General features: G+C 72.7%; 13 protein-coding genes. 8 read left to right on the top strand and 5 right to left on the bottom strand.

The features are described from left to right. The first annotated feature begins 3 nt into the window (after positions 1-3). On the top strand, positions 4-1,632 hold the full coding sequence (locus tag EES42_RS05185) for a succinic semialdehyde dehydrogenase (RefSeq protein ID WP_124716883.1): 1,629 nt from the start codon (positions 4-6) through the stop codon (positions 1,630-1,632). 65 nt (positions 1,633-1,697) lie between these two features. Further along, positions 1,698-3,530 carry a GMC family oxidoreductase gene (locus EES42_RS05180; protein WP_124716882.1) on the top strand — a complete coding sequence of 611 codons (1,833 nt, stop codon included), beginning with the start codon at positions 1,698-1,700 and terminating at the stop codon, positions 3,528-3,530. Positions 3,531-3,605: 75 nt separating this feature from the next. Here the strand turns inward: EES42_RS05180 and EES42_RS45565 are convergent, their stop codons facing one another. Next, positions 3,606-4,640 carry an LAETG motif-containing sortase-dependent surface protein gene (locus EES42_RS45565; protein WP_206433371.1) on the bottom strand — a complete coding sequence of 345 codons (1,035 nt, stop codon included), beginning with the start codon at positions 4,638-4,640 and terminating at the stop codon, positions 3,606-3,608. Positions 4,641-5,217: 577 nt separating this feature from the next. Beyond that, positions 5,218-5,535 carry a chorismate mutase gene (locus tag EES42_RS05165; protein WP_124716879.1) on the bottom strand — a complete coding sequence of 106 codons (318 nt, stop codon included), beginning with the start codon at positions 5,533-5,535 and terminating at the stop codon, positions 5,218-5,220. 351 nt (positions 5,536-5,886) lie between these two features. Between EES42_RS05165 and guaA the strand changes: the two genes are divergently transcribed. The 4 genes from guaA (at position 5,887) to EES42_RS05145 (ending at position 10,472) form a co-directional block, all read left to right on the top strand. Then, positions 5,887-7,482 carry a glutamine-hydrolyzing GMP synthase gene (gene guaA, locus EES42_RS05160; RefSeq protein WP_124716878.1) on the top strand — a complete coding sequence of 532 codons (1,596 nt, stop codon included), beginning with the start codon at positions 5,887-5,889 and terminating at the stop codon, positions 7,480-7,482. A 165-nt stretch (positions 7,483-7,647) separates the two neighbouring features. Further along, positions 7,648-8,418, top strand: coding sequence for a class II aldolase/adducin family protein (locus tag EES42_RS05155; protein ID WP_124716877.1), 771 nt, complete (start codon positions 7,648-7,650; stop codon positions 8,416-8,418). 134 nt (positions 8,419-8,552) lie between these two features. Beyond that, positions 8,553-9,821, top strand: a complete 1,269-nt coding sequence (locus tag EES42_RS05150; RefSeq protein WP_164495165.1) for a hypothetical protein — start codon at positions 8,553-8,555, stop codon at positions 9,819-9,821. 141 nt (positions 9,822-9,962) lie between these two features. Further along, the gene (locus EES42_RS05145; protein ID WP_124716876.1) at positions 9,963-10,472 is read left to right on the top strand and encodes a DoxX family protein; all 510 of its coding nucleotides are present in this window, start codon (positions 9,963-9,965) and stop codon (positions 10,470-10,472) included. Between the two features lie 156 nt (positions 10,473-10,628). Here EES42_RS05145 and EES42_RS05135 read toward each other — a convergent pair whose 3' ends face one another. Beyond that, the gene (locus EES42_RS05135; protein WP_124716874.1) at positions 10,629-11,969 is read right to left on the bottom strand and encodes a PspC domain-containing protein; all 1,341 of its coding nucleotides are present in this window, start codon (positions 11,967-11,969) and stop codon (positions 10,629-10,631) included. A 169-nt stretch (positions 11,970-12,138) separates the two neighbouring features. Between EES42_RS05135 and EES42_RS05130 the strand changes: the two genes are divergently transcribed. Together EES42_RS05130 and EES42_RS05125 are read left to right on the top strand one after the other, a co-directional pair. Continuing rightward, complete coding sequence (locus tag EES42_RS05130) at positions 12,139-13,437, top strand: ATP-binding protein (RefSeq protein WP_124716873.1); 1,299 nt, start codon at positions 12,139-12,141, stop codon at positions 13,435-13,437. Then, positions 13,421-14,116 carry a LuxR C-terminal-related transcriptional regulator gene (locus EES42_RS05125; protein ID WP_124716872.1) on the top strand — a complete coding sequence of 232 codons (696 nt, stop codon included), beginning with the start codon at positions 13,421-13,423 and terminating at the stop codon, positions 14,114-14,116. The genes EES42_RS05130 and EES42_RS05125 overlap by 17 nt, the downstream gene beginning before the upstream one ends. A 36-nt stretch (positions 14,117-14,152) precedes the next feature. Here the strand turns inward: EES42_RS05125 and EES42_RS05120 are convergent, their stop codons facing one another. After that, positions 14,153-14,914: a GNAT family N-acetyltransferase gene (locus tag EES42_RS05120; protein WP_124716871.1), complete on the bottom strand. Its 762-nt coding sequence runs from the start codon at positions 14,912-14,914 to the stop codon at positions 14,153-14,155. A gap of 105 nt (positions 14,915-15,019) precedes the next feature. Beyond that, positions 15,020-16,081 (bottom strand): C40 family peptidase, encoded by a 1,062-nt coding sequence (locus EES42_RS05115; RefSeq protein WP_124716870.1) that lies wholly within the window; start codon positions 16,079-16,081, stop codon positions 15,020-15,022. Positions 16,082-16,130 lie beyond the last annotated feature (49 nt).

Below are 16,130 nucleotides of genomic sequence, written 5' to 3'. Positions count from 1 at the left end.
CTCATGACGGACTCGCAGGCCTCCACATCCACCTCCGCAGCCCCGGTCGGCACCAACCCGGTGGCCGCCGCCCCCGCGGGCGTACGCACCGCCGCCGATGTGGTGACACCCGAGGTGGTCGCCCAGCTGACCCGGGGCGTGGCCGGTTCGGGCCGTACGGCCAACCACACCCCCTTCACCGGGGAGAAGCTGGCCGACCTGCCGGAGTCCACCCCCGAGGACGTGGCGAGCGCCTTCGAGCGGGCCCGCGCCGCCCAGCCCGCCTGGGCCGCGACCCCCGTCCGCGCCAGGGCCGCCGTACTGCTCCGCTTCCACGACCTGGTGCTCAGCCGCCAGGCCGAGGTGCTCGACCTCATCCAGCTGGAGACCGGCAAGGCCCGGCTGCACGCCCACGAAGAGGTGCAGGCCGTCGCCGTCGCGGCCCGCCACTACGGGCGCAAGGCCGGCTCGTACCTGAAGCCGAAGCGGCACACCGGGGTCGTGCCGACCCTCACCAAGGTCACCGAGCTGCGCCAGCCGCGCGGCGTCATCGGCCAGATCGCACCGTGGAACTACCCGTTCGAGCTGTCCGTGGGCGACGCGCTGCCCGCGTTCGTCTCCGGCAACGCCGTCGTGATGAAGCCCGACACGGAGACCGCGCTGACCGCGCTGTGGGCCCGTGACCTGCTGATCGAGGCCGGACTGCCCGCCGAGGTCTTCCAGGTCGTCCTGGGCGAGGGCCCGGTCGTCGGCCCCGAGGTCGTCAAGCACGCCGACTACGTCTCGTTCACCGGCTCCACCCGCACCGGCCGCGAGGTGGCGCAGGGCGCGGCGGCCCGGCTCGTCGGCGTCTCGCTGGAGCTCGGCGGCAAGAACGCCATGCTGGTCCTGAAGGACGCCGACGTGGAGAAGGCCGCCGCGGGCGCCGTCCGCGCCTGCTTCTCCTCCGCCGGCCAGCTCTGCATCTCCATCGAGCGGCTGTACGTCCACGAGTCGATCGCCGACGACTTCGTGGCCCGTTTCGCGGCCCGTACGAAGGCCATGCGGCTCGGCAACTCCCTCGCCTACGGCGCCGACATGGGCTCCCTGGTCGGCGAGCGCCAGCTGGAGACCGTCACCCGGCATGTCGCGGAGGCCGTCGAGAAGGGCGCCAGGCTCGTCGCGGGCGGTGTCGCCCGCCCCGACATCGGCCCACTGTTCTACGAGCCGACCATCCTCGACGGCGTCGAGGTGCCGATGGCGGTGTGCGGCGAGGAGACCTTCGGCCCGGTCGTCTCCATCTACCGCTTCACCGACGAGGACGAGGTCGTGGACCTCGCCAACGCCACTCCGTACGGCCTGAACTCCAGCGTCTGGACCAAGGACTCCAGGCGCGGCCACCGGGTCGCCGCCCGGCTGCGCACCGGCACGGTCAACATCAACGAGGGGTACGCCCCCGCGTACGGAAGCGTGCAGTCCCCGATGGGCGGCATGAAGGACTCCGGCCTCGGCCGCCGGCACGGCTCCGAGGGCATCCTCAAGTACACCGAGGCGCAGACCGTCGCCCAGCAGCGGCTGATCCCGCTCGCCCCGTCCTTCGGGATGGACGACGAGAAGTACGCGGCGTTCATGAGCGTCAGCCTCAAGGCGATGAAGGCGCTCCGCCTGCGCTGACACCGGGTACCGCGGCACTTCCCGGTACCGCAGCACTTTCCGACCGTTTCGCACCGAGGAGAGCCATGTCCCAGGACAGCCCTGCCCAGAATCGGCCCGTCGCCCCGGAGAAGACCGACGACGACGCCTACGACTACGACGTACTCGTGGTCGGCTCGGGCTTCGGCGGTGCGGTGTCGGCGCTGCGGCTGACCGAGAAGGGGTACCGCGTCGGGGTGCTGGAGGCGGGCCGCCGCTTCACCCGGTCCGAACTGCCCAGGAACTCCTGGGACCTGAAGAACTTCCTGTGGGCCCCGACGCTCGGTCTGTACGGCATCCAGCGCATCCACCTGCTGGGCAACGTCATGGTGCTGGCGGGCGCGGGCGTCGGCGGCGGTTCGCTGAACTACGCCAACACCCTGTACGAGCCGCTCGCGCCGTTCTTCGACGACCCGCAGTGGAAGGACATCACCGACTGGCGCGAGGAGCTGGGCCCGTACTACGACCAGGCCAAGCGGATGCTGGGGGTCCGGCTCAATCCGACCATGACCCCGTCGGACGTCCACCTGAAGGCGACCGCGCAGGCCATGGGCATCGGCGACACGTTCCACATGGCGCCGGTCGGCGTCTTCTTCGGGGACGGCGAGGACGGCGACGGCACGGCGAAGGCCCGGCCGGGCGGCGAGGTGCCCGACCCGTTCTTCGGCGGGGCGGGGCCCTCCCGCAAGGCCTGCACCGAGTGCGGCGAATGCATGACCGGCTGCCGACACGGCGCGAAGAACACCCTGAACGAGAACTACCTCCACCTCGCTCAGAAGGCGGGCGCGGTCGTCCACCCGATGACCTCGGTCGTCGCGGTCACCGAGAACTCCCGGGGCGGCTACGCGGTCAAGACCCTCCCCACCGACAACCGGAAGAAGGGCAAGGGCCGCACGTTCACCGCCCGCGAGGTCGTCGTCGCCGCGGGCACGTACGGCACCCAGACCCTGCTGCACCGGATGAAGGACACCGGCCTGCTGCCCCGGATCTCGTCCCGGCTCGGCGAGCTGACCCGTACCAACTCCGAGGGCCTGGTCGGCTCGCAGACCAGCGACCGGCGCTACCGGAAGAAGCACGGGACCGCGCGGGCCGACTTCACCCGGGGCGTCGCCATCACCTCCTCGATCCACCCGGACGAGAACACCCACATCGAGCCGGTCCGATACGGCAAGGGCTCCAACTCGATGGGCGCGCTGACCGTCCTCCAGGTGCCGTACGGCGCGCACCGGGTGCGCAGGTGGCTGCTCGAACTGGTCAAGCACCCCACGCTCGCGGCCCGGTCGCTCTCCAACCGCCGCTGGTCGGAACGGACCATCATCGGGCTGGTCATGCAGTCGCTCGACAACTCCCTGACGACGTACCGCAAGCCGGGCGGCGTGGGGAAGGGCCTGCTCACCGCCCGGCAGGGGCACGGCGCGCCCAACCCGACCCAGATCGAGGCGGCGACGCGCAGCGCCACACTGCTCGCCGAGGAGATCAACGGCTTCGCCGGTTCGAACGTGGGCGAGCTGATGGGCACCCCGCTCACCGCGCACTTCCTGGGCGGCTGCCCCATCGGCGCCACCGCCGACGACGGGGTGATCGACCCGTACCACCGGCTCTACGGACACCCCGGCATCTCGGTGGTCGACGGTTCGGCGGTCTCCGCGAACCTCGGCGTCAACCCGTCGCTCACCATCACCGCGCAGGCCGAGCGCGCCATGTCGCTGTGGCCCAACAAGGGCGAGGCGGACCCGCGTCCGGCGCAGGGCGAGGCGTACGAGCGGCTGGCCGCGGTCGAGCCGCGGTCACCGGCCGTGCCGAAGGAGGCGTTCGGCGCGCTGAAGCTGCCGTTCCTCGGGCTGCCGTCCGTACCGCCGAAGAAGCCACAGGAGTCCTAGCCGATCGGGACAGCAGAAAGGGGCTGCACCCCCCTCCGAGTGCAGCCCCTCCATGCTCACGGCGAGCCGGACGCGTCACGCGCCGGCATCACCGCTCCTGCGGCGCCGCACGATGAACATCGCGCCCGCGCCGAGTACCACGGCCGCGCCGCCCGCGGTGGCGAACACCGGCAGCGCGGAGGACGAACCGGTCTCCGCGAGGCTGCCGGACACCTTGCCCGCCGGGTTGTCGGCCGGCTTCGCGGCCGGGACCGGGGCGCTGCCACCGGTCTGCGGTGTCGAGCCGCTGCCGCCGGACTTCACGATCTTGAACCTGTACGCGACGTCGCTGACGCCCACGCAGTCCTCGTCACCCACGTACAGACCGGCACCGAGCGTGAAGCCGGCGCCTACGGGGGCGGTCGGCCGCACATTGATGCGCAGCGGGATGTCGACCTCGTAGCCCGCGGGGATCTCGTCGGACCGGCCGACGTAACCGACCGCGCGGCCGTCCTCGCTGAGCTCCACCCACCTGCCGGTCTCCGGGTCGAGGGCCTGGAGGCTGACCTTCTTCGAGCGGAAGAGGTCGTTGCCCTGCTTGTCGGAGGAGGCGCCCGCGAAGTAGTCGATCTCCTTCACGGCGGACTTCGAGGAGTTGTAGACGTTCATCTTGAACTTGTGCCAGCCGCTGCCCCGGGCGATCCGTCCGGGCAGGCCGTTGACGGAGATGTCCAGGTCGGACTTGGCGCACTGCGCCGGCTCCGCCGGGCCCTCGGACTCCGACGGGGAGGCGGACGCGGACGCCGAGGCGCTCGCCGAGTCGCCGGGGGTCGCTCCGGGGGTCTCGTCCGGCGCCGGAGCGGAGCTCTCGGCGGCCCCGGGGGTCTCGGGCGGACCGGGCTCGCCGGTCTCCCCGGCGGGGTCCTCGGCGGGCGTGGACGCGGACTCGGAGTCGGCCGGGGCCGGCTCGGTCTCCGGCGGTCCTGAGTCGCTCGGCGAGGGCGGGACGGTGGTCTCGGCGGCAGCGGTCCCGTCCGTCGTCACGGCGAACGCGGCGGGAGCGGCCAGGACCGCGGCAGGGGTGATGACTGCCGCGGCGGCGGCGAGCGCCAGGGTTCGGCGAAGCTTCAAGGTGACCTCGGGAGTCCGGCGCACCGCGATGGGCGATACGGGTTTCGGGACCGGCCCGTCGCGCGGCGGGCACGAGCGGGGCCGGTGGTTCCGCATGATTGACCCGTGGTCTGCCGCAATGGTTGTCCGGATGCTCACAGAACACTTATGTGACGCCACTCACGCGGAGGGCGGCCCGGGGCAGGGGAAAGGGCCCTGCGGACCGGGAGCGGGCCGGCGGGGCCCTCGTACGTCTGCGCCGGGACACGGCGCGCGTCGCGCGGGCCGCTTCGACCGGATTCCACCTGGATCCAGACCGGAAACGGCCGGCCCCGGGCGTCCCCGAAGCCGGCCGTTTCCTGGGGTGACCGGGCTGCTGTCCCCTGCCGACCGGTCACGCACGCCGGGGCGCGGTCCCACGGCGTACCTGCGGTACGCCACACGCTCCAGCGGAGCCACACGTGGTTTCTTTCCGGAGCCGCCCCTGGCTGGCACGGACACCGGGACCAACGAAGCCGCGCCGGACCCGGTCACGCGCCGTACGGGTGAGAGTCGGCCCGAACTGGGATACGCCGGAGTACCCCCGGCCCCCGGGGTGTCACGCCCGGCCGCGGCACAGCTCCAGCAGCGTCATGGCGAGGGAGGTGCCGGGCCTGCCGAGCGCGTCCCGGTACGAGCCGAGGATCTCCATCTCGCGGGAGAGGCTGATCCGGCGGCCGCCGGAGGTGATCCGGGCCTCCTGGATGACCGCCGAGACGGCCATCCGCTCCTGGACGAGCCCGATGATCCGGTCGTCGAGGGTGTCGATCCGGGCCCGCGCGTCGTCGATCAGCGCGGCGGCCTCCTCGGTGTGCGCGCCGGTCTTCTCAGCGGCGGTCTTCCCGGTGGTGTTCTTCGCGGGGGCGGTGCTGGTCATGGTGGTGACTCCTCGTGGTGTGTGGTCCCCGAGGCCGGCCGGTCCGTAACGCCAAGGCGCCCCGGGCCTTTCGGCCCGGGGCGCCTGGAACGTTGCTTGTCAGTGGATCAAGCAGCACGACCATGGCAGCCGGCGGGCCGGGTGCCATAGGTAAAGACGAAGGTCGTGTGCTGAAGCATGGAACCAGTATGGCCCGGCCGCCGCGGGCGGACCAACACGGCGACCGGATGCTGAGACGCCGTATCCGGGGACGGCGGTCCCCGCACCCCCGTACGGGCGGGACGACGGCGGACTCCGCAACCCCGGTAGAATCGACAAAACAGACCCCCCTTCACCGCCGGAAGGCCGCCCGTGCCAGCAGCACCCCCCGCCGCCCCCGACACCACCACCGACGTGGTCCTCGTTGTCGACTTCGGCGCGCAGTACGCCCAGCTCATCGCCCGACGCGTCCGTGAGGCCCGGGTCTACAGCGAGATCGTCCCGTCCACCATGCCGGTGGCCGAGATGCTGGCCAAGAACCCCCGGGCGATCATCCTGTCCGGCGGCCCCTCCTCGGTGTACGCCGAGGGCGCCCCGTCCCTCGACCGCGCGCTGTTCGAGGCCGGGGTCCCGGTCTTCGGCATGTGCTACGGCTTCCAGCTGATGGCCACCACGCTCGGCGGCACCGTCGACGACAACGGTGCCCGTGAGTACGGCCGTACCCCGCTCACCGTCTCCAAGAGCGGCTCCACGCTCTTCGAGGGCACCCCCGCCGAGCAGTCGGTCTGGATGTCGCACGGCGACGCCTGCTCCGCCGCCCCCGAGGGCTTCACGGTCACCGCGTCCACCGACGTCGTACCGGTCGCCGCCTTCGAGAACGACGAGAAGAGGCTCTACGGCGTCCAGTACCACCCCGAGGTCCTGCACTCCACGCACGGCCAGCAGGTCCTGGAGCACTTCCTCTACCGGGGCGCCGGCATCGAGCCGACCTGGACCACGACCAATGTGGTCGAGGAGCAGATCGCGCTGATCCGCGAGCAGGTCGGCACCAAGCGCGCCATCTGCGGCCTGTCCGGCGGAGTGGACTCGGCGGTCGCCGCGGCCCTCGTGCAGAAGGCCATCGGCTCCCAGCTGACCTGCGTGTACGTTGACCACGGTCTGATGCGCAAGGGCGAGACCGAGCAGGTCGAGAAGGACTTCGTGGCCGCCACCGGCGTCCAGCTGAAGGTCGTCGACGCCGAGGAGCGCTTCCTGACCGCGCTGGCCGGAGTCTCCGACCCGGAGCAGAAGCGGAAGATCATCGGCCGCGAGTTCATCCGGGTCTTCGAGCAGGCCCAGGCCGAGATCATCGCCGAGGGCGCCGCGGGCGGCGAGGAAGTCGCCTTCCTCGTCCAGGGCACGCTCTACCCGGACGTCGTCGAGTCCGGCGGCGGCACCGGCACCGCCAACATCAAGTCGCACCACAACGTGGGCGGCCTCCCCGAGGACATCGAGTTCTCGCTCGTCGAGCCGCTGCGACAGCTGTTCAAGGACGAGGTCCGGATGGTCGGCCAGGAGCTCGGCCTGCCCGAGGAGATCGTCCAGCGCCAGCCGTTCCCCGGCCCCGGCCTCGGCATCCGGATCGTCGGCGAGGTCACCAAGGAGCGGCTCGACCTGCTCCGCGAGGCCGACGCCATCGCCCGCGAGGAGCTGACCGCGGCCGGCCTGGACCGCGACATCTGGCAGTGCCCGGTGGTCCTGCTCGCCGATGTCCGCTCGGTCGGCGTCCAGGGCGACGGCCGCACCTACGGCCACCCGATCGTGCTCCGTCCGGTCTCCTCCGAGGACGCCATGACGGCCGACTGGTCGCGCCTGCCGTACGAGACCCTCGCCCGGATCTCCACCCGCATCACCAACGAGGTGGCCGACGTCAACCGCGTCGTGCTCGACGTGACGAGCAAGCCGCCGGGCACCATCGAGTGGGAGTGACCCTCCCGTCGGGCCCCGCCTGACCCCGGGTCGACACCGATGCCGCCGCTCGCCCGCCGAGCGGCGGCATCGTCGTACCGGCCGGGCGTCCCGCACCCCTGGCCACTTGCGGCAACCGGCGGTAACTTCCGATCCCGTACGCCCTGGGAGCCCCGAGGAGCCGCCATGTCCGAGCCCACACCCATACCCGTGGACCAGCTCCACTTCGCGCTGCCGCCCGTCCACGAGTCCGTGGCCGACGAGCGGGCGCACCGCAAGGAACGGCTGGCCGGGGCGCTCCGGCTGTTCGGTGAGTTCGGGTACGAGGACGGCGTCTCCGGTCACATCACCGCACGCGACCCGGAATTCGCCGACTGCTTCTGGGTCAACCCCTTCGGGGCCCCGTTCGCCGGACTGGCGCCGGACGAACTGATCCTGGTCAACGGCGAGGGCCAGGTCGTCGAGGGGCGCCACCACGTCAACCAGGCGGCGTTCGCCGTCCACGCACAGGTGCACCGGGCCCGCCCGGACGTCGTCGCAGTCGCCCACACCCACTCCCTGCACGGGCGGGCCCTGTCCGCGCTCGGCGAGCTCATCGAGCCGATCACCCAGGAGTCCTGCGCCTTCTACGAGGACCATGTGCTGTACGACGCCTACACCGGGGTCGTCGTGGACGAGGACGAGGGGCGCCGGATCGCCGCCGCGCTCGGCGGGCACAAGGCGATCGTGCTGCGCAATCACGGGCTGCTGACCGTCGGCGATTCGGTGGACGCGGCCGCCTGGTGGTTCATCGCGCTGGAGCGCTCCTGCCAGGTGCAGCTGGCCGCGCGGGCGGCCGGGAAGCCGGTGCCGATCGAGCACCCGGACGCGCTCGCCACCCGTGAACAACTGGGCAGCGACCTGGTGGCCTGGATCAACTACCAGCCACTTTGGCGCCGGATCAGTCGCACGTACTGACGATTCCTTCGCACATTTCGGCGATCCGCGCCCACGGACCGCCCCGATGCGGTCCCGAGCCCCTCCGTACGGCACAATTCGCAGCAATCACAGCCGAGTTGGCTGTACCGGGGGTTGAAAGGGCGGCGTTCCCAGTGGCGTTGGACGAGGCGAGGGCGGGCAGCACGCACGGCGGGGGCTGCACGTGCGGTGACTGCCCGCACGGGGCGCGCGAGGGCCACCGGCGCGCGGTGGCCGCGTTCCTGGCCAAGCGGGACGAACTCGCCGCCGGGCAGGGGCTGCCGCCCGGGGTCGCGCAGTCCGCATCGGCGACCCGCCAGTGGGTCTCGGACGAGCTGACCCAGTCCGCCAGGACCGTCGCCGAACGGGGCAGGGAGGCGGGCGAGGCCTGGCTGTACCGGGTCTGGCGGCGCACCCTGATCGCGGTGTGGGCAGGCGTCGCCCTGCTGGTCATCGGCGAGGCCGTCACCGCCATCGGCGCGGGCTGGACCAACGCCCGTACGGCCGGACTGGTCGCCGGACTCGTCACCGCGGGCCTGCTGACCGGCGCCGCCCATGTCCACCGCGCCCGGGGCGGCCTGCTCGCCCCGCTGATCGGCGAGGACCACCGGCTCTCCACCTCCCGGGCGGTCGCCGCCTCCTGGGTGCTGCTCGCGGTCTTCTCCGTCCTCGTGCTGGCGCTCCAGCTGGCCGGCGCCTCCGGCCACACCGAGCGGGACGAGCTGATCGAGGGGCTGGACCTGGCCCGGGGCGCCGGGGTGGTGACCGTGCTCGCGCTGGTCTGCGCCGTCGCCGTCGTCGTACGCCGGGTGGTGACCGTACGGACGCTGTCCGGGCGGCTCCAGAAGCTGCGGGCCGTCCGGCCGCGCGCCGCCGATCTGCTCACCGACGACTCGGGCCGGGGCAGCTTCACGGACGTGCAGTACGTGCTGGTGAGCACCGTCGCCGTGCTGTTCGCCGCGGTCCGCCTCGCCCGTCGGCCCGAGCAGCTGCCGGACCTGCCCTGGGGCCTGGCGCTGCTGGTCACCGTCTCGGCGCTCGCCTACTTCGCCGGGAAGTACGCGGAGGGCGGGCGCCCGGTGATCCTCTCGGTGGTCCGGGCCCGCGAGGCCGGGGACCTGGACGCGCCGGTCCGCACCGGCGACGACATCGAGATCCGCGGCGCGGGCTTCGTGCCGCCCGGCGCCGGGACACCGGAGCGGCTGGCCCGGCTGGTCGTCCGGATCGGCCGGGTCCATGTGCACGTGCCGCTGATCCCGGTCACCGGCGGCTTCGCCAACCCGGCGGACGGCGTGCTGACCGTGCCGGTGCCGGTGGAGGTCGAACCGGGGGTGGTCCAGGTGCAGGTGGTGACCGCCGCCGGAGTGGAGACGAACCGCGTCGAGATCGAAGTGACGGACTGACCCCGGCCCCCGCGCCCCCCGCTCCCGCGACCCCGCCCCCGGGCGGGCGGCGGAATCCGGCCGGACCACCCACCGGGTGAGCAGCCCGACAACCGCCTACGTATCGTCAGGTGACGGGTCTACGGAAGGTGGGGCAGCCACATGCAGGGATACGGGATGAACGTACGCGGTCTCGGGGAGTCGAAGGGGCTCAGGGACCTGGCGCGGGAGCACGCCCTGCTGCCCCTGCGGATCTTCCTCGGCGTCACCTTCGTCTACGCCGGGCTCGACAAGCTCACGGACAGCGGCTTCTTCAAGGCGAGCGGCGCCGGTTCCATCGGCGAGACCATGCACGCGGTCCGCGACTCGTCCGCGATCCCGGCCCTCGTCGACCTCGCGCTGAAGAGCCCCGGCGCCTTCGGGTACGCCATCGCCATCGGTGAACTCCTCGTCGGCCTCGGCACCCTCGTCGGGCTGTGGGCACGGCTCGCCGCGCTCGGCGGGGCGCTGATCTCGCTGAGCCTGTGGCTGACCGTGAGCTGGCAGGTCTCGCCGTACTACTTCGGCAACGACCTGGTCTACCTCATGGCCTGGCTGCCGCTGCTGCTCGGCGGGGCCGCGGCGTTCTCCGCGGATGCCCTTCTGGCGTCCCGGCGGCGACGGATCCGGTAGTTCACCCAGGTCGCGGTGGCGGCCAGCCAGAGGCCGCCGAAGAACAGCGGGAAGAAGAAGACCCACGGGGCGTCCCAGAGCCCCGCGGCGTCCGCCGCGTATCCCGCCGCCAGCGCGAGCATGACGACTCCCGCCACCGCACGTCCCGGACGGATCTCATGACGCAGCACGGGTGACCTCCACCTGTCCGACACCGACTTCGAGAGTGAGCTCGACCGTGCCCGCCGGTCTGCTGCCCGGGGACGGCGGCAGCGTCCGGTGCTCGTTCTGCGACGGCCTGATGTCCACCTCGGCCGGCTCCTCGGCGGCCGGGGGCTCACCGGGCCGGCTGACCGGCAGCGTGATGTCGCCGAACCCCGACCTCGCGTCCACCTTCACCGTCACCTCCTTCGGCACGACCACCACCACACGGCCGGCCCCGACCCCCACCCCGGTCCTGAGGGTGTCGCCCCGGGGGACCGTGATCCCGGTGAGGTCCAGCCTGGCCACCCCGGTGCCCAGCTGGTAGTGCGGCTGGACGGCGGCCACCGACGCGGGGCGCCACCCCTCGCGCACCCACTGCGTGGAGATGTCCTTGGGCAGCGCGGAGGCGCACGCCAGCAGGACGGCCGTGATCATCGACAGCATGACCGTGCCGAACCCGGTCCGCCCCAGGAACGCGCTGACCAGCATGCCGAGACCGAACACCGCGAGCGCAGCGGCCAGGCCGTACTGCAGACTCGTACCGAGCGGCTGCGACTCCCAGCTCAGCCCGGTGCCCAGACCGCCCGCGATCAGCGCGAACAGGAAGACCAGACCGCCGATCGAGGTCGGGCCCCTGGTGCCGGGCTCCCGCCGGGGCGGGCGGCGCAGCGGGTTCGGGGCCGCCCCCGCGGGACGCTCCGTCCGGCCCGGGAGCGCGGCATCGGCCGGACCCCACAGATAGCCGGCGCCCACCGGACCCGAGGTGCCGTCCTTGACGATCGGGTCCCGCCACCACGACGGGCTGCCCGGCGTCGGCGGCGCCTTCACCTCGGGGGGCGCGTCCGCCACCGCCTGCGCGGTCGCCGGATGCAGCGGGTCCTCGGGCGCCGCGGTCCTGCGGTGCTGCGTCCACACGGCGAAGCCGACGACCGCGAGCGACAGCATCGCGGAGAACGCCAGCGTGCCCCCGTTGCCCAGCATCGACAGGAAGAGACCGCAGCCGATCAGCGCGAGCAGCACCGCGATCAGCGACGCCCCCTCCACCCGGCCGGACAGCAGCCTGCGCGCCTCGTTCTCCTCCTCGCCGTCCGCGGGGACCAGCAGCCAGGCGAAGCCGTAGAAGATCAGCCCGATGCCGCCGGTCACGGACAGCACCCCGAGCACGATCCGGAAGATCACCGGATCGACGTCGCAGTACCGGCCGAGCCCGCCGCACACCCCGGCCACGACCTTGTGCTGCGGACTGCGCCGCAGCAGCGGAGCCGGTTCGGGGGGCGGAGCGACACCGGGGGAGGTGTCCTGGGGAACGGTCATGGCTCCATGGTGACTGGCCCGGAGCCCGTCCGGGACCCGCGCCGACCCTGGCCGATCCCTGATATTGGCCGGCCGCACCCCTGGGGCCCACCCCGGTACCGGGCTCTCAGGGTCGATTCGGGGGCCGACCCTGATGCCTTCACCCGTACGGACATGTGACGATCGGGGCATGCCAGCCGCCACGACCCGAGCCACCAGCTCCCGCAACCCCGCCCCGGAGGAGCCGCCGCTGCGCAGGCTCTACCGCAGCGCCGACGGACGGCTGCTGGGCGGCGTCGCGCGCGGTCTCGCCGGGCATCTCGGGCTGCCCGTCGTCTGGGTGCGGTTCGTCTTCCTCGGACTGTTCTTCGCGGACGGCCTCGGCGCGCTGCTCTACGCCGTGTTCTGGATCGTCGTCCCGCTCGGTGTCGGCGGCGTCGAGCCGCCCCGCTCGGTCTTCGAGACCGCCCCGGACGGCAGCCGCCGGCTCCGCAAACCCGACCGGGGCCAGATCTTCGCCCTGATCGCGCTGGTCTTCGGCGCCATGATCTTCGTCGGCAACGTCGACATGGGCAGCGGGGCCAACCGCTACATCTGGCCCACCCTGCTGATCGGCGCCGGTTCCGTACTGGTGTGGCGGCAGGCCGACAACGCCCGGCGCGCCCGCTGGATGGAGGTCGGCAGCCGCCGCCGGGTCCTGCACCTGGTCCGGGGGCTCGCCGGGGTCGCCCTGGTCGGCCTGGGCCTGGCCGTCTTCATGGTGGTACGCGGCTCCGCCGCCCAGCTCGGCAACGTACTGACCGCGGCCATCGCCGTCCTCACCGGCATCGCGCTGCTGGCCGGCCCCTACCTCGTACGCATGACCCAGGACCTCTCCGAGGAACGCCTGATGCGCATCCGTGCCCAGGAGCGCGCCGAGGTGGCCGCCCACGTCCACGACTCGGTGCTGCACACCCTCACCCTGATCCAGCGCAACGCGGAGGACTCCGGCGAGGTCCGCAGGCTCGCCCGCGCCCAGGAACGCGAACTGCGCAACTGGCTGTACAACCCCGAGGGCACCGGCAAGGACGAGGACGACGAACCCGAGACCCTCGCCGAAGCGGTCAAGCGCGCCGCAGCCGAGGTCGAGGACAAGCACGGCGTCCCGCTGGAGGTGGTCGTCGTCGGCGACTGCCCGCTGGACGAGAGGCTGACCGCACAGATGCAGGCCGCACGCGAAGCGATGGTCAACGCCGCCAAGTACGGTGGCGAGGGCGGCGCCGTGCAGGTCTACGCCGAGGTCGAGGGCCGCACGGTCTTCGTCTCGGTGCGCGACCGGGGCCCGGGATTCGACCTGGACTCCGTACCGGGGGACAGAATGGGCGTACGAGAATCGATCATCGGCCGGATGCAGCGCAACGGCGGTACGGCGCGGCTGCGTTCGGTGCCCGGTGGGGGCACGGAAGTCGAGCTGGAGATGGAGAGGGCGAGCGATGACCAAGACCACTGAGGCGACCGGGGGCCCGGAGCGCCGGGTACGGGTCGTGCTCGTCGACGACCACCGGATGTTCCGCACCGGCGTCCAGGCCGAGATCGGCCGCACCGAGGAGACCGGCGTCGAGGTGGTCGGCGAGGCCGCCGACGTCGACCAGGCGGTCACCGTCATCACGGCGACCCGCCCCGAGGTCGTCCTCCTCGACGTGCACCTGCCCGGCGGCGGCGGCGTCGAGGTGCTGCGCCGCTGCGCCCCGCTGATGGGGGCCGTCGAGAAGCCGGTGCGGTTCCTGGCGCTGTCCGTGTCGGACGCCGCCGAGGACGTCATCGGCGTCATCCGCGGCGGCGCCCGCGGCTATGTCACCAAGACCATCACCGGCACCGACCTGGTCGACTCGGTCTTCCGGGTCCAGGACGGCGACGCGGTGTTCTCGCCCCGGCTGGCCGGCTTCGTCCTGGACGCCTTCGCCTCCACGGACGCGCCGCCGGTCGACGAGGACCTGGACCGCCTCACCCAGCGCGAGCGCGAGGTGCTGCGGCTGATCGCCCGCGGCTACGCCTACAAGGAGATCGCCAAGCAGCTCTTCATCTCGGTGAAGACGGTCGAGTCGCACGTCTCGGCGGTGCTGCGCAAGCTCCAGCTCTCCAACCGCCACGAGCTGACCCGGTGGGCCACCGCGCGACGGCTGGTCTGAGCCGGCGGGCTGGTCCGAGCCGGCGGGCGGGCGCTCTCAGGCCGGGTCGAGCGAGATGTTCAGCTTCTCGCCGACCCTGCGGTAGCCGATGCCCGCGTAGATCCGCTCCACATCGGCGTCGCCCGGCTCCAGCCACACCACCCGGCAGCCGCGCCCGAAGGCGGTCGCGGTGAGGTGGGCGGAGAGCGCGGCGCCGATGCCGCGGCGGCGGTAGGCGTCGGCGACGGCGAGACCGGCCAGTTCGGTGAGGCCGTCGACGGGGACCGAGCAGCCGCCCGCGCCCACCGGTACGCCGTCGATCGTGGCGAGGGCCGCGACCCCGCCGCCGGCTGCCGCGGTGCGCAGCCACTCCGCCTCGCCGCCCTCGGGCTCGCCGGTCCCGCCGTAGCCGTGGTGCTGGACGAGCGCGGCGGCGTCGAACTCCGCGTCGGTGGCCGGTTCGGCGATCGTGAGGGATGCCACCGGCTTCGGCGTCAGCAGTTCTTCCGGTGCGCAGGCCATGACCGGGGCCCGGTTCTCCACGGTGAACCCGGCGGCGAGCAGCGCGGGTTCGACCGCGGGCGCCGAACCGGGCAGGAACTCCAGCCGGGGCAGCCGGTCGTGCTCGCGGAACGCCGCGACCAGCGCGTCGAGATCGGCCGGCGTCGGCTCCGCGTCCGGGTCGGGTATCGCGTAATTGGCGTACTTGATGGACCAGTTGGGGTTGTAGCGCACCGTGAAGGGCCCGATCCGGAGGTGGTCCGGGGAACGCAGGGCGAGCGTACGGGCATGGGTCTGGACATCGGCGTCCATGGGCATACGGGGTTGTCCTCCGGCCGGTTGGGCGACGGCGGGCCGGTCCGAGGGGGCCGGCCCGAAGGCGGTTGCTCCGATGGCCGGTTGCACCGGATCGGAGACGGGAGCCTATGCCACCCGGGTGGCCCCGGCGAAGGGCATTTGGTCGATCGGCGCGATCCGCACCGGTGACCCGGTGCGCGGGGCGTGGATCATCTGCCCGTTGCCGATGTACAGCCCGACATGGCTGATGCCGGAGTAGAAGAACACCAGGTCGCCCGGCGCGAGTTCGGAACGCGAGACGCGCCGCCCGGCGTTGATCTGGGTGTACGTGGTCCGGGGGAGCGAGACCCCGGCGGCGCGCCAGGCGGCCTGGGTGAGCCCGGAGCAGTCGAACGAGGAGGGGCCGGTGGAGCCCCAGACGTACGGCTTGCCGAGCGCCCCGTACGCGAAGGCGACGGCCTCGGCGGCGCGGGCGTTCGGCGCCCGGACGGCGCCGCGCGCGGTGTTCCGGTCGGCGCGTCCGGCGGAGGGCGTGCCGTCCGTCGAGCCGTGGTCGGTGTTCTCGTAGGCGGTGCGCTCGGGCGGGGTCAGCCGGTCGAGCAGCCGCCGCGCGTCGGCGAGCTTGGTGGTGATCGTCGCCTTGTGCTTCTTCAGCTCGGCCCGGCGGGAGGTCAGCGCGGCCAGCTCGCCCTTGGCCTGCGAGCGCAGCGTGGCGATCTGGGCGACCTGCCGCCGGACCTTGCCGAGCGCGGCGGCCTGGCGGTCGCCGATCCGGTCCGCGTACGACGCCCGCTCCAGGTACTGGTCCGGGTCGGAGGAGAGCGCCAACTGCACGGAGGTGGAGAGGCCGCCGGTGCGGTACTGCGCCGCGGCGAACGAACCCAGCGCGTCGCGCGCGGTGTTGAGGCGCTCGGTCCTGCGGGCGGCCTCGTCGCGCAGGTCGTCGAGGGCGTCCTCGGCGGCGTCCGCCTTCTCCTTCGCGCCGTTGTACCGCTCGGTGGCGACCTCCGCGTCGTGGTACAGCCGGTCCACCTCGGCCTTGACCTGGGCGGGGGTGCGCTGCGGATCGGCGTGCGCCGGGCCGGGCAGTACGGCGGCGGTGGCGGCCCCGGTGAGGGCGAGGGTCGCCGCGGTGCGGGCAGCAGGGCCGGTGCAAAAGCGCTGCTTGGGTTTTCGATGCGCTGCCACGAGGGCGTGCGTCCTTCCTGACGACTGCCCGCCGGGGGCTACCGGCGGG

It is taken from the genome of Streptomyces sp. ADI95-17, from assembly GCF_003846175.1.
Taxonomy (GTDB): domain Bacteria; phylum Actinomycetota; class Actinomycetes; order Streptomycetales; family Streptomycetaceae; genus Streptomyces; species Streptomyces sanglieri.
This window is presented reverse-complemented; position numbering and strand designations above follow the sequence as displayed.

Coding starts and splice junctions, on each gene's coding strand:
- EES42_RS05130 (WP_124716873.1), top strand. CDS start 12,139: ATGCCAGCCGCCACGACCCGAGCCACCAGCTCCCGCAACCCCGCCCCG.
- EES42_RS05165 (WP_124716879.1), bottom strand. CDS start 5,535: ATGACCAGCACCGCCCCCGCGAAGAACACCACCGGGAAGACCGCCGCT.
- EES42_RS05135 (WP_124716874.1), bottom strand. CDS start 11,969: ATGACCGTTCCCCAGGACACCTCCCCCGGTGTCGCTCCGCCCCCCGAA.
- EES42_RS05125 (WP_124716872.1), top strand. CDS start 13,421: ATGACCAAGACCACTGAGGCGACCGGGGGCCCGGAGCGCCGGGTACGG.
- EES42_RS05120 (WP_124716871.1), bottom strand. CDS start 14,914: ATGCCCATGGACGCCGATGTCCAGACCCATGCCCGTACGCTCGCCCTG.
- EES42_RS05180 (WP_124716882.1), top strand. CDS start 1,698: ATGTCCCAGGACAGCCCTGCCCAGAATCGGCCCGTCGCCCCGGAGAAG.
- EES42_RS05155 (WP_124716877.1), top strand. CDS start 7,648: ATGTCCGAGCCCACACCCATACCCGTGGACCAGCTCCACTTCGCGCTG.
- EES42_RS05145 (WP_124716876.1), top strand. CDS start 9,963: ATGCAGGGATACGGGATGAACGTACGCGGTCTCGGGGAGTCGAAGGGG.
- EES42_RS05185 (WP_124716883.1), top strand. CDS start 4: ATGACGGACTCGCAGGCCTCCACATCCACCTCCGCAGCCCCGGTCGGC.